The 12,601-nt window shown below is 58.7% G+C and carries 12 protein-coding genes; 5 read left to right on the top strand and 7 right to left on the bottom strand.

Features of this window, described 5'->3' with window-relative positions:
- Window positions 1-80: 80 nt before the first annotated feature.
- Window positions 81-1,895, bottom strand: a complete 1,815-nt coding sequence (locus RX329_RS04945; protein ID WP_085361217.1) for a long-chain-acyl-CoA synthetase — start codon at window positions 1,893-1,895, stop codon at window positions 81-83.
- A gap of 257 nt (window positions 1,896-2,152) precedes the next feature.
- On the opposite strand from RX329_RS04945, the gene RX329_RS04940 reads away from it, so the two are divergent.
- A complete protein-coding gene (locus RX329_RS04940) occupies window positions 2,153-2,866 on the top strand; it encodes an SGNH/GDSL hydrolase family protein (protein WP_018453299.1) in 714 nt (237 codons plus the stop codon).
- A 44-nt stretch (window positions 2,867-2,910) separates the two neighbouring features.
- Here RX329_RS04940 and RX329_RS04935 read toward each other — a convergent pair whose 3' ends face one another.
- From RX329_RS04935 to RX329_RS04915, 5 genes are all read right to left on the bottom strand, one after another.
- Window positions 2,911-3,180 (bottom strand): DUF3551 domain-containing protein, encoded by a 270-nt coding sequence (locus tag RX329_RS04935; protein WP_085361216.1) that lies wholly within the window; start codon window positions 3,178-3,180, stop codon window positions 2,911-2,913.
- A gap of 31 nt (window positions 3,181-3,211) precedes the next feature.
- Window positions 3,212-3,493, bottom strand: coding sequence for a DUF3551 domain-containing protein (locus RX329_RS04930; RefSeq protein WP_018453298.1), 282 nt, complete (start codon window positions 3,491-3,493; stop codon window positions 3,212-3,214).
- Window positions 3,494-3,621: 128 nt separating this feature from the next.
- On the bottom strand, window positions 3,622-5,499 hold the full coding sequence (gene htpG, locus RX329_RS04925) for a molecular chaperone HtpG (RefSeq protein ID WP_085361215.1): 1,878 nt from the start codon (window positions 5,497-5,499) through the stop codon (window positions 3,622-3,624).
- 119 nt (window positions 5,500-5,618) lie between these two features.
- Complete coding sequence (locus RX329_RS04920; RefSeq protein ID WP_085361214.1) at window positions 5,619-6,032, bottom strand: hypothetical protein; 414 nt, start codon at window positions 6,030-6,032, stop codon at window positions 5,619-5,621.
- 405 nt (window positions 6,033-6,437) lie between these two features.
- Entirely contained in the window at window positions 6,438-7,040 is a 603-nt protein-coding gene (locus tag RX329_RS04915; protein ID WP_317245530.1) for a hypothetical protein, read from the bottom strand.
- A gap of 613 nt (window positions 7,041-7,653) precedes the next feature.
- Between RX329_RS04915 and RX329_RS04910 the strand changes: the two genes are divergently transcribed.
- From RX329_RS04910 to RX329_RS04895, 4 genes are read left to right on the top strand one after another with little or no spacing between them, the layout of a single operon-like run.
- On the top strand, window positions 7,654-8,355 hold the full coding sequence (locus RX329_RS04910; protein ID WP_317245529.1) for a DUF433 domain-containing protein: 702 nt from the start codon (window positions 7,654-7,656) through the stop codon (window positions 8,353-8,355).
- Between the two features lie 41 nt (window positions 8,356-8,396).
- Entirely contained in the window at window positions 8,397-8,756 is a 360-nt protein-coding gene (locus RX329_RS04905; RefSeq protein WP_317245528.1) for a hypothetical protein, read from the top strand.
- A gap of 30 nt (window positions 8,757-8,786) precedes the next feature.
- Window positions 8,787-9,035, top strand: coding sequence for a type IIL restriction-modification enzyme MmeI (locus RX329_RS04900; RefSeq protein ID WP_317245527.1), 249 nt, complete (start codon window positions 8,787-8,789; stop codon window positions 9,033-9,035).
- Window positions 8,996-11,599 (top strand): class I SAM-dependent DNA methyltransferase, encoded by a 2,604-nt coding sequence (locus RX329_RS04895; protein WP_317245526.1) that lies wholly within the window; start codon window positions 8,996-8,998, stop codon window positions 11,597-11,599. Before RX329_RS04900 ends, RX329_RS04895 begins: the two co-directional genes overlap by 40 nt.
- A 557-nt stretch (window positions 11,600-12,156) precedes the next feature.
- Here the strand turns inward: RX329_RS04895 and RX329_RS04890 are convergent.
- Window positions 12,157-12,546 (bottom strand): hypothetical protein, encoded by a 390-nt coding sequence (locus RX329_RS04890; RefSeq protein ID WP_317245525.1) that lies wholly within the window; start codon window positions 12,544-12,546, stop codon window positions 12,157-12,159.
- Window positions 12,547-12,601 lie beyond the last annotated feature (55 nt).

Genomic DNA, 12,601 nt, shown 5'->3' with positions numbered 1-12,601 from the left:
CGTTTGTTTACCCGACAGAAGTAAATGGCTTCTTGGACAATTCGGATAAAATTGGACCTATCTGGCGGATTTTCGCGCGGCTAGAGCCGGATCGTACCCTGGTTGATTTGCGCATACGTCTCCGCGTCCAGCGCGACATAGGCGCCGGTCTTCGGGTCCCGCATGAACAGCGGATCGGAGACCGCGCCGGGATCAAATCCCTCGCGCGCGAGCTCGCCCTTCTTCTGCTTGAACGTCTCGGTCGCATCGAGCTCGCGCGAGATGCGTATGAAGACGGGATGAGCATAGGCGGGCAGGCGCTGTGCGAGATGGGCGGGCAGTGCCTCGACGGCGAAGCCTTCGTTCACCACGATCGCACTCATGCCGGCGCGGCCGTCGGTGCCGGGAATGCCGACGCCGTAGGTGGTGGCGTCGATCACGCCGGTGAAATCGCGCATGGCGTCGTTGACCTCCGAAGTCGCGACGTTCTCGCCCTTCCAGCGAAAGGTGTCGCCGATGCGGTCGACGAAGTGGAAGAAGCCCTTCTCGTCGAGCCGCATCAGGTCGCCGGTGCGGAACCAGGAATCGCCCTTGGCAAAGACATCGCGCAGGATCTTCTTCTCGGTCTCGCTCGCCTCGGTGTAGCCCTCGAAGCGACCGCCGCCCTCATCCGCAGTGCCGATGCGGCCTATGGCTTCGCCGGCCTCGCCGCGCGCGCAGGGGATACAAAACCCCTCCGCATTGCGCAGCGGGGCGCCGTTATCGGGCTCGAGCTTGACGAGACCGGCAGGGAAACGATGCGCAAGCAACGGCGGAACGCGGCCGATCGCGCCGGGCTGGCCCTCGACATTGAACAGCGAGAAATTGCCTTCCGTCGCCGCGTAGAATTCAAGGATGCGCGGAATGGCGAAACGCGCCTGAAAATCGTCCCAGATGTCACCGCGTAGGCCGTTGCCGCAGACGAGCCGCAGGCGATGCCGGTTCTCGTATTCCGACGGCGGCGCCTTGAGCAGATAGCGGCAGAGCTCGCCGATATACTGAAACAGCGTACAGTCGTGGCGCACGATGTCGGGCCAGAAATTCGAGGCTGAGAATTTATCTGCGATCACCACCGAGCCCCCGGCAGCGAGCATGCTGCATGGTGCCACGATGCCGCCAACCGAGTGGAACAGCGGCAGGCAATCGTAGAGCCGATCCTGCGGCGTCGCGCCGGTGAGGCCGGCGAACCAAAAGCCCCAATTGAGGATGCGGCGATGGCTGATGCTTGCGGCTTTCGGCAGGCCGGTGGTCCCGGACGTGTAGATCAGCAGGGCCCGGTCGTCGATGGTGACGTCACCACGCTCGTCCGGCGAAAGCGGCCGGTCATCGAGGGCGTCGAGCGCGACATCGATCGGACGCTCGCTGCGGGCATCGCCGTGGGTCCAGACCTTTGCTTCCGTCTTCAAGTGCGGCAACGGCCCGGCCAGCTCCGCTGCAAGCTCATGCGCAACAATGATGTGAGCGGGCTTTGCGACTCCGACGCAATGCGCGAGCGAGTGCCCGACGAGCTTGGTGTTGATCAGCGCGACCACGCCGCCGACGCGGCTGATGCCGAGCCAGGCCGCGACATAATCGATGCCGTTCGGCATGATCAGCGCGACAGTGCCGCCCTTGGCCACACCGGCCGAGCGCGCCCAGCGCGCATAACGATTGATGCGTTTCGAAAGTCCCTCATAGTCGAGGCTCGCGTCATCGGTGGTCAGCGCAACGCGATTGGGCTGGCGCTGCGCCCAATCGTCGACGACATCGGCGAACAGCCGGCCCGGCAACGTCTCGATCCGTGCGGTGAGCTCGATCGCCTTCAGCCAGATTTTCGAAGCCGAAGGTGCGCGCGCGGCTTTCGGTTGCTCGATGACGCCGGTTGTCATGCCGTTCATTCTTTCGGAACGTGTCTGCGGGTTTCCGGCAGCTTAGCTCGCACGCCCTGCCCAGATGTTAAGAGACAAGGTAAAACCGGGTTAGTGCACGATTAACTCTAGTGATCCTTTACCAAACCGGAGGCGATCGAGGTGCGCCGCCTGGCAGTTCTTGCAATAGCAAAGCCAGTTGTCGGGGCGTGAGGCTAGGCGGCTCCGGGCAAACGGGTTAGTCTTTTTGACCCTGCATTGTCCCGGTTGCGAAAGGGAGACGACCTGTGGCTCTCGGCTCGTCTGAATTTCCCGTCCAGGCCGCGCCGTTCGAGCAGCCGCTGACCAATTTTGCCAATGGCCTGAGGCGCGGACAGGTCAAGGTGGTCGCGATCGGCTCGTCGACCACGGCGGGCGAAGGAGGCATCGCGCCCTATCCGCAACGATTGCTGGCGGACCTTCGGAGCATATTTCCGAAGCCCGGGATCGATGTCATCAACCGGGGCGTCGGCGGCGAAGAGGCTCCCAAGGAGCTTTTGCGGTTCAAGCACGACGTCTTCGACCAGAAGCCGGATCTCGTGATCTGGCAGGTCGGCACCAATGCGGTGTGGCAATCGGCCGATCAGAATCCACCGACCTTTGACGAGACCAGGAGGGCCATCGCTGACGGCGTCGATCAGCTGCTTGTGGACGGAGGGATCGACGTCATCCTAATGGATCTGCAATATGTGCCGGCGGTGCTGACGCCGGCCAAGGCCGACAAGGCGAACGCGATGGTCGCAGCGATCAGCGAGATCGCGCATGCAAAGCGGGTCAACGTCTTTCGCCGCTTCGCGCTGATGAAGGGCTGGCACGACGTTGCAAGAATTTCGTTCGACCGCATGGTCGACCCGGGCGACGACAGCAGGCTGCACGCAAGCGACTGGACCACGGACAAGATGACCTGGCAGTTGACCGACGCGATCGTCACCGCGGCCAACGAGGCGCCCCACGGCAGCTAGCCCTGCATACTCCGTCTGATTGACGGCCGAACGGGCGGTGAGCCCTAGGCGCCTCGCTGATGGCGCAAGCGCTGCGGCGGTGCGTTGAACGGATAATACGGATTGAGATCGCAGCTGGCGGAGCGGCCGGAAGCCGTAGCTCGGCACTGCGGCACTGAGGTGAAGGAGCAATCGTACCACTCCCCGCCACCGCCGTTTGCACCGGAATAGACGTGCATGCAGACGGGATAGCGCGGATCGAAGGTCTGTGCATGCGACGGCGCGGCCGTGAGCAGGGCACCGACGGTCATGATCAGTCCGAACAAGCGATGCATGAAAATTCCCCCTGAAGGCCGTTGGGGACCGCTAGTGCACGTTCTTGTGGCGCCGGCGCGGCGGCGGCGGGGGTTGGTCGAACGCATAGTAGGGATTGACGTCGCAGCTTGCCGAGCGGCCCGAGGCCGTGGCGCGGCACTGCGGCAGCGAGGTGAAGGAGCAATCGAAATAATCGCCGCCGCCCCCACCAAAACTACCGGGCGTATAGACGTGCATGCACACCGGGTAACGCGGATCGTAGGTCTGGGCGCTGGCATCTGCCGCCACGAACAGCGTGGCAATTGCGGTCAGGGTCAGGATCGGCAAACGCATGGAGAAATCCTCGAATCTGTCATGTCGGCGGCCCGGATACCGGCCACCTCGTATGGCATAACACCATGGCAGAGGCGACCGTTCCTGCGCGCAGATGACGGCAAGGTGAGTGCGGTGCACTGCGCCCGCTACGCGCCGAGCCCTTGCAACACCAGCCGGTTCAACCTTGCCGCAAACGCCGCAGGGTCCTCCGGCAGCTCGCCGTCCAGGATCTGCGCCTGTTCGAGCAGGAGCAGGCAGAGATCGTCAACCGTCTTGGAGCCGGCCTGAGCCTTCGTGATCGCCGTCACCAGCGGATGGCGCAGGTTGATCTCAAGGATCGGCTTGGTGCGCATGCCACGGTTCTGCTGAGACAGGATGCGCTCGAGCTCGCGGCTCGGGCCCTGGCTGTCGGCGACGAGGCAGGACGCGGAGCTGGTAAGACGCGTCGAGGCCTTGACGTCGCTGACGCGCTCGCCGAGCGCGGCCTTGATCACCGCGATGGTGGCGGCCTCGTCGGCGGGCGGCTCGTCCTTTTTCGCCTCGTCGGCTTCGTCGACGCGCGGGATCAGGTCGAGATTGAGATCGCCCTGGCTCAGCGACTTCAGCGGCTTGCCGTCAAACTCCGAGGGCATCGAGGTCCAGAAGGCGTCGACGGGATCGGACAGCAGCAGAACTTCGATGCCGCGCGCAGTCGCCGCCTCGAGCCGGGGGTTCGACTTCAGCCGGTCGATGCTGGCGCCGACGAGATAATAGATCTCGGTCTGGTTCGGCTTGAAACCGGCGACGACGTCCTTGAGCGAGCGCTTCTCGCCCGAGGTCGTGGTGAAACGCGACAGCGCGAGCAGCTTTTCTCGGCGTTCGAAATCCTCGTAGATGCCTTCCTTCAGCACCGCGCCGAAGGCCTCCCAGATCTTCGCGAAGTTCTCCGGATCCTTCTCCGCCAGGCTTTCGAGCTCGGACAGCACGCGGGTCGCCACGGCCTTGCGGATCTGCGCGAGCTGCGGATTGTTCTGAAGCATCTCGCGGGAAATGTTGAGCGGGAGATCCTCGCTGTCGACGACGCCGCGGATGAAGCGGAGATAGCCCGGCAGCAGATCGGCATCGTCAGTGATGAACACGCGGCGGACATAGAGCTTGACCCGCCCCTTGCGGTTCGGTTCGAACAGGTCGAACGGCTTCGTCGAGGGCGCGAACAGCAGCACGGCGTAGGAGTAACGTCCCTCCGCGCGATAATGCAGCGTCATCGCGGGATCGTCGAAGGCGGAGGCGATCTGCTGATAGGCCTTCTTGTAGTCTTCCGGCGTGAGCTCGGATTTCGAGCGCTGCCACAGCGCGCTCGCAGAATTGATCTGACGCGGTTCGCCCCCTTCAGGCACGAGCTCGATGGGGAAGAGGATGTTGTCGGAATAAGCGCCGACGATACGTTCGATCTCGTAAGCTTCGAGATATTTCTTCGCATCGTCCTTGAGATGCAGGACGATCTCGGTGCCGCGCTGCACGCGGCCCGCATCCTCCTCGCTGGCACGCGCGATCTCGAAGCCCGAGCCGCCCGAGGACGTCCAGGTCCAGACGTCGCTCTCGCCGGCGCGGCGGCTCACCACGACGATCTTGTCGGCTACCATGAAGGCGGAATAGAAGCCGACGCCGAACTGGCCGATCAGGCCGAGACCATCCTTGGCCTCCTTGAGCTTCGACACGAAGGCCTTGGTGCCCGAGCGGGCGATGGTGCCGAGGTGGTCGATCAGCTCCTGCCGCTCCATGCCAATGCCATTGTCGGCGATCGCAAGCGTTCCGGCCGTCTTGTTCGGAATGATCCGGATCTTGAGCGCGTCGCCTTCGCCCAGCAGCGCCGGATTCGCTATGGCCTCATAGCGCAGCTTGTCGCAGGCGTCAGAGGCATTGGAGACGAGCTCGCGCAGGAAGATATCGGTCTCGGAATAGACGGAATGCACCATCAGGTGCAGAAGCTCGGAAACCTCGGCCTGGAAGGGCTGCGTATGCACAGCCGTGTCTGACGTCGTCATGCGTTTACCCGGTCAATCCAAAGAGGAAGAAACCCGGGATATAACGCGAAGGGGCAGGGGATCAAGTAGACGTCAGCAATCGCCCTCCGGGCGGAGGGCGACTCCGTGGCCAAAGCCGATCAAGTCACACAGCGGCCGGGTTGGAGCAGCTTTGCGACCTCGGTCAGGGAGCTGACCATCGGCTCGCAGGCGATCGTCGGCTTTTTGCGGCTCTGCTTCTGGTCCGGGAGCAACACCGGCGGCTTGGCGTTGCCGGTCTCGATCACCGCGGGGACCCGCAGCAGCACCGACGTGTCGGCCAGATCGTTCAGCCGCATCGACACGGTGCGGGTCGGAACCTCAGCCTGCTTGATGTCGGCCAGCCGGTCGGCTTTGCTGGAGCGATTGACGTTATGGCCCGGCTTGTCAGCAACCGCCTGCCAGCGGTCGGCCAGATCATGGCCGGAGGCCAGCTGCACGGCGCCGACCTGGACGGCGCCAAGCGTCGCGGCGATCGCGACGGCGCCTAAAAATACCTTTTGAATCTGTGACATGGCTGTCGGTCCCTCGCCCCATGGCGATCGCGGGAACAACGCGAGGAGAGGACCCAGAGTTCTCAGGCGTTAAGATCACTTAACCGTGTGCGAAAAGGCAGGGTGCGAAAAGGATGGCCCCACGAAAAATTTTGCAACCCCCTGGAACGACTTTCAGGGACGGGAGTCGTATCAACAGCCGGCTATTCCCCCCTGCCCCATAAGCCGGCGACGTAGGGCGCGACTGTGGTGATGCCAGTCGCGCCCTATTCTATTTCCGGGCGAAAGCGCAACCCCTTCGAATTGTTCCCACTTTTGTTCCCACTCGCGCGACGCCTTTACCGGTCGGGCTCGGTTTGCGATAGAAAAGCCCGGCACTCTCGGCCGGGCTAGTGCCACAATCGCTTATTCCGCGCAGCCCGAGGCTTAGATGCGGAGCATCTCACCCGTCCTGAGGACGCCCGCCTCACGGCACCAACGCTCAACCGCATCGATTTCCCCAGAGTCACGGACGACGTTGCGGGCGTCAATTAGGGCGAACGTCCCACCTACAGACACCTTTTCGCGGCCCTTCAGCTTCGAAATGCGCTGGCGGTCTTCATGCACGACGCGGTTGAATCGGCGCGTCGCGGCATTAACCGTCACGTCCCGTCGTGAATCTGCTTGCTGTTCGGCTTTGGCTGCCGCCCGCTCCCAATCAAGCGGAGCCCAACGCTTTACTTTGGCCAACGGAATTTCTTTGAAGAAGGCCGCTCGGCGCGCGGTTCTGTCCCGCTCCCTACCCGTCATACTCTCCAGCTTCGCATCAAGCACGCTGATTAGGATTTTTCGCGCCCGCTGTTCAGAGACGACATCGCCGATTAGGGCGTTGTCGTCCGGGCACTCTTTCGCTAGCGCTCCAAAAAGTTCACCGTGAACCTCCAAGACATCCGCGATAGTTAGACCCATCATGAGCATCATCTGAACGCTCGGATTCTCGAAGTACTTCCGATGTACTTTCGGCAATTTAACGACGTTGCTCTTAGTCACTATTTGGCTCCATGTTGCCTCACTGTCCCGGCAACAGCGCTATACCTGCGCGAGCAAGCTGTCATTACGCAACGGATGCGCACTTTGTTGCGAATCCAAGCAGCGCGGGGCTATTTTCAAAAATGGATTTTGCCAAGAAAGCCGCATATTTTCGTGCTAGTGCGATGGCAACGATGGCCATGCTTATTGCGAACCAAGAAATGCAGACTGCTGTTTTCAAAAACAGGCCTTTCGCGCGATGGTTAATTTTCCTCGCGCCGAACGAGGACTATCCCGAACAAGTGTTGAAGCGCCCATGCTTCACCCCGCGCATAAGTCGCGAGAGACCTACGTGTCCAACTCCTTCTCCGAAAACACTCATGGCGACTATCGGGATCGTCGCCCCGGAAGCCGCGATGGCTTCCTCGCTCTGTCTCAGCAGTGGCACGGGTGGGCATTGGCTTACTCATCTTTGCCGTCCGGCGCGGTTGACGCGGCTCCCTATTCAGAACAAAATAGGAACGGTCAAGCGCTCCTGGACGTTCCTGCCGCACTCGGCCTGTGCAAACGCCGCCCGAAGGTAGGATTCATTATTCATCGCTCCTACCTTAGGATGTGATTCGAGAAGAACTCCATGGTAACCCTAGTGTCCACCCGGTCTGATCAACCTTGGCTTCGCCGTCTGTACTTGCCAACCTATCAAGTTGGCGAGGCAGCGCAGTATGCTGGCATCTCTCCACAGACTGTTGCCGCTTGGCACCGCATCGAAAAGGAGTTTCTTTCGAAGGGGGATCAGGCTGCACTCTCCTATATGCAGTTGATCGAGGTCGCCGTCGTGGCGGCATTTCGAAAGGCGGGAGTGCCACTGCGCAACATCAAGGCTACGCGCGATTATGCAAAAAACATTCTCAAGCGCGAGTACCCCTTCGCCACCTACAAATTTAGCGTCGATGCGAAGCACTTGTACTTAGACTCTAATCAGGTTGACGGCGTGCACGAAGGTAGCGTGGTGCAAACCGATCAAGGTGGTCAGCTTGCTTGGGAAATCGTCATCGGTCGCCTAAAGGAATTTGACTACGACGAAGAGCACGATGGGTTGGCCCTACGGTGGCACTTGGCAGGGCGGTCTTCGCCCATCCTCATCGATCCTCGAATTGCGTTCGGTACTCCAATGATCAAAGGAACGCCGACCTGGGTTATAAAGGGCCGCTGGGATGCGGGTGAGAGCGATTCTGATATCGCGGAGGACTTCCGGATAGGGACAGAAGACGTTCGAGAGGCATTGAAATTCGAAGGCGTCTCGGGGCAGGGGAGGCAGGAATTTCGCGTGCACTGACATTCTATTTTGATCGAAACTTTGGTTCGCGCTTACCGGAAGTGATTAAGGCGGCCCGCCCCTACGATTTTTCAGTCGAGTATCACCACGACCCCAAGAACAAGTTTCGATTCAACGATCAGACACCCGACGACGAGTGGATCAGCAAAGTAGCGGCTGAAGGGTGGATCATTTTCAGTCACGACAGAAAATTCCATACATTGCTTCCGGAAGCGGCGGCCGTCAAACAGTACGGCGCAGGATGCTTCTATCTGCCGGGCGCAAGCTCCCCCACGTGGGACAAAGCAGTGTACTTCATGAGGTCGTATCAGGGCATTAAGCAGCGCGTTGCCAAGATCAACAAACCTTTCATCTTCGAATTGAAGTACAACGGAAAGTTCGCTCAAAAAGCCATTCCATAATGGCGGGGCGACAACTGGGGGCAAATCAAGATGCGACTGTCATGGAACGAAATTCGCGTGCGCGCGGCGCGTTTCGCTCGCGAGTGGGTCGGCGAGGGTTACGAAAAGGGACAAACGCAGCTTTTTTATCGCGACTTTTTCGATGTCTTCGGTGTGCCGGTGCGGCGAGTAGCGTCCTTTGAAGAGCCTGTAAAGAACTGGGCGAAAAACGCGGCTATATCGATCTCTTCTGGAAGGGCGTGCTGCTCGTTGAACAAAAGAGCGCCGGTCACGACTTGAAAAAAGCAAAAAAGCAGGCGCTGGATTACTTTCCCGGCCTAAAAGACAATGAACTACCGCGGTACATACTGCTCAGCGACTTCCAGACGTTTGAGCTTTACGATCTAGATGAAGATGAGAGTGTCTGCTTCGCTTTGGCAGACCTGCCTAAGAACGTCGAACGATTGGGCTTCATCATTGGCGTGCAGAAGCGCTCGTTCAAAGATCAAGACCCGGTAAACATCGAGGCGGCAGAACTTGTTGCTAGACTCCATGATGCTTTGGAGGCAGCTGGATATATCGGGCACGATCTTGAACAGTTCTTGGTTAGAATTGTGTTCTGCTTGTTTGCCGACGATACTGGAATCTTCGAGCCACGCGATATTTTCGCTGACTTCCTCGAAACCCGAACCCAGGCTGACGGATCAGATCTTGGCGGTTGGCTTTCGCAGCTATTTCAAACATTGAACACTTCGGAAACGAAGCGCCCGAAGACTCTAGATGCGGATATCGCTCGGTTTCCATATGTAAATGGCGATCTCTTTCGCGACCCCCTCTTGATCCCTTCATTCGACTCCGAAATGCGACAGCGACTGCTGGATGCATGCCAATTTGATTGGTCCGCAATCTCGCCCGCCATCTTCGGCTCTCTATTTCAATCGGTGATGAATTCTGAAGAACGGAGGTTGCAAGGCGCTCACTATACTAGCGAGCAAAATATCTTAAAAGTCATCGAACCGCTGTTCATGGAGGAGCTAAGGACCGAGTTCGCCAGACTCAAGGCGCGGAGGGATAGTCGCCGTCGAGTCGAACTACAAAACTTTCAGGAAAGGTTATCTAAGCTCACATTCTTTGATCCAGCTTGCGGATGCGGCAACTTTCTCATCATTGCGTATCGCGAGATACGCTTACTGGAAATCGAGCTAATCAGAGAACTACGCGAATATATTGCCGCAGAGGAGCAGCGTGAACTTGACGTCGCGGCTTTGTCTCTCGTGGACGTTGATCAGTTCTACGGAATCGAGATCGATGAATTTCCCGCTCGTATCGCTGAAACAGCGCTGTGGATGACTGACCATATCATGAACAACAGGTTGAGCCTGGATTTTGGGCGGTCGTACGTTCGTATTCCCTTGAAGAAATCACCTCACATCGCAGTCGCGAACGCCCTCGACTATGATTGGACCAAGCTCCTCCCGGCAGCCAAATGCTCGTATGTATTCGGCAACCCGCCTTTCGTCGGTCACCAGTGGCGGCAGGCCGCTCAACAAACAGACATGGCGCGCATCTGGGGAACCAAGGGCCAATTCAATCGCCTCGATTACGTAACGTGCTGGTTCAAGAAGGCGAAAGATTACGCCTCATCCAATCATAAGATCGAGATAGCTTTCGTCTCTACGAATTCGATAACGCAAGGCGAGCAATGCGGAATACTGTGGCCGATAATGCTTACGGACAAACTTTCGATCCGGTTTGCTCATCGAACTTTCCAATGGAACAATGAAGCTCGCGGGAAGGCGGCAGTGCACTGCGTCATTGTTGGTATGACCTTCAAGGCTGAAGTGCAGCGTGTCGTTTATGAGTACGACCACGTCAGGGGCGACCCACACCTTGCGAAAGTCTCGCGCATCAATGGTTATTTGATAGACGGGCCTCAATACGCTGTGCCGGCGCGAACCCAACCACCCGCCGGTCGCCTTTCGATGATGAAGGGCAGTCAGCCGACTGATGGCGCGCGTATTAAGAAGCCCGGCGGCGGCTACGTGACTTACAGCAATTTGATCCTGGACGATGAAGAGAAGAGCAACCTGATTCAAGCGGACGCAAATTGCAAGAAGTGGCTAAAGCCTTACGTCGGGGGCGATGAACTTATATCGGGCCAATGGAGATGGTGTCTTTGGCTCAAGGACGTTGATCCGACTCAACTTCGCAAATCCAAGCCAATTGCAGCGCGCTTAGATCGAGTACGGAAAGGTCGCCTTCTAAGCCCAACACCGAGCGTGAAAGCATTCGCGAAATATCCGACCTTGTTCACTCAAGATCGACAGCCGTCCACGCGTTATCTAGCCGTTCCCGAAGTGTCGTCCGAGACTCGGGAATACATCCCGATGGCAATTCTGGGACCGGACGTCATCGCGTCCAACAAGCTTCAGATTGTTCCTGGCGCGCCGCTGGTGTACTTGGGAATACTAACGTCTGCTATGCATATGGCGTGGATGCGAACGGTGGGAGGGCGGCTGAAAAGCGACTACAGCTATTCTCCTTCGATCTACAATTCGTTTCCTTGGCCGGAAATGGATGACAAGCAGAAAGCCAACATCGAAGTCCTCGCTCAAGGAGTTTTGGACGCTCGGGCCGCTTTCCCAAACGCTTCGCTTGAAGACCTGTACGATGCCGACGCAATGCCTCCACCGCTTCGGCGCGCACATGCCGAGCTAGATCGCGCAGTTGACCGCCTATATCGCCGAGCCGGCTTCGCGTTTGAGCGCGAGCGCGTCGAACACCTCTTCAATCTCTACGAGAAGGCGGCGGCGCCATTGGCAGCTGTTCCAGAGAAGTCAAAGCGCAGGCGAGCAACGGCTTAGAACAATGCGCCTAGGCACGCATGCGCATCGATACCCTAAGCTGTTTTAAAAAATCCCCCAGCTGGGCGCCCTCCGCGCCTCCGTTCTGCCCGCATTGCGTCGCGCGCGAGAGGGACCCGGCTGTCGAATTAATCTGGAAGCGGAGAAGGTCTCTAATCTATTCCGCTCTTTCGGTGACGCGGCGAGCGATTGCGGTACCAAGTGTTGCCCTTCAAGTCTGATGTTGCCGTTGTGTTGCCGTCGGCAGCAACACCAAAGGCTTTGAGCCTCCAGCGTTTTCCCTGGTTTGTTGCCATGTTGCTGCTCAAAAACCAAAGTCGCTTGAGAAGTGCTTATTGCTGGGCTGCTAAGCTCTTATTTGGTGTCGCCTAGCTAATGGGCCGCGCGGCATGCGAACCTCAGAAAACACGACAACACGCGCAACACTTGCCTATTAGTTTGCCCCTTCAATGACTTGCGTGTTGTCGTCGCGTAGCAACACGACGTCAACGCTGGCAACAGTCAACAATCGGCTTCCCGTGAAGAAAAAAGCCCGGGTAAGATACCCGGGCTCGTTTTCATTTTGTGAGCTTTTCGATTGGCACCCACCTGCCATCGCGCTTGACGTTCCACCACTTATATCCGTTGGGAGTGTTGCAGCTCGGACTAACGGTTTGACCGGCGACCAAAGCGGCCTTGCTCGGAGTGTCGTAAATTTGGTCTCCAAATCTGATCATTCCATTCTCGACAGTCGCGTAGAGATCGGTGCCAAGATAATTGTGCCACAGCTGCTCCCCGTGCGGGACTTCAATCCTGCGCCCATTTGTTATGCCCACAAGCGGCTTCTGAGACTCGGTTGACTGCTCCACCCCCGGAGCACCGCCCTTGCCTTCGTACCGCGCGATCAGCTCCGCTACCTGCATCGCGAGAACAGGATCAGTAACATTAAAGGTAATTGTATTCGCCATAATCGTACCCTCCATTATGCTCGCAGCGCCAAATGCCGCCGTCATGGTGGATAGA

The organism is Bradyrhizobium sp. BWC-3-1 (assembly GCF_032917965.1).
GTDB classification, from domain to species: domain Bacteria; phylum Pseudomonadota; class Alphaproteobacteria; order Rhizobiales; family Xanthobacteraceae; genus Bradyrhizobium; species Bradyrhizobium canariense_D.
Note: the sequence above shows the minus strand (reverse complement) of the source record. Positions and strands in the feature narration are given on the sequence as shown.

What these genes read in the sequence shown, in the direction of transcription:
- RX329_RS04945 (WP_085361217.1), bottom strand. Translation starts at nt 1,895, where the DNA reads ATGAACGGCATGACAACCGGCGTCATCGAGCAACCGAAAGCCGCGCGC.
- RX329_RS04935 (WP_085361216.1), bottom strand. Translation starts at nt 3,180, where the DNA reads ATGCATCGCTTGTTCGGACTGATCATGACCGTCGGTGCCCTGCTCACG.
- RX329_RS04930 (WP_018453298.1), bottom strand. Translation starts at nt 3,493, where the DNA reads ATGCGTTTGCCGATCCTGACCCTGACCGCAATTGCCACGCTGTTCGTG.
- htpG (WP_085361215.1), bottom strand. Translation starts at nt 5,499, where the DNA reads ATGACGACGTCAGACACGGCTGTGCATACGCAGCCCTTCCAGGCCGAG.
- RX329_RS04920 (WP_085361214.1), bottom strand. Translation starts at nt 6,032, where the DNA reads ATGTCACAGATTCAAAAGGTATTTTTAGGCGCCGTCGCGATCGCCGCG.
- RX329_RS04910 (WP_317245529.1), top strand. Translation starts at nt 7,654, where the DNA reads ATGGTAACCCTAGTGTCCACCCGGTCTGATCAACCTTGGCTTCGCCGT.
- RX329_RS04900 (WP_317245527.1), top strand. Translation starts at nt 8,787, where the DNA reads ATGCGACTGTCATGGAACGAAATTCGCGTGCGCGCGGCGCGTTTCGCT.
- RX329_RS04890 (WP_317245525.1), bottom strand. Translation starts at nt 12,546, where the DNA reads ATGGCGAATACAATTACCTTTAATGTTACTGATCCTGTTCTCGCGATG.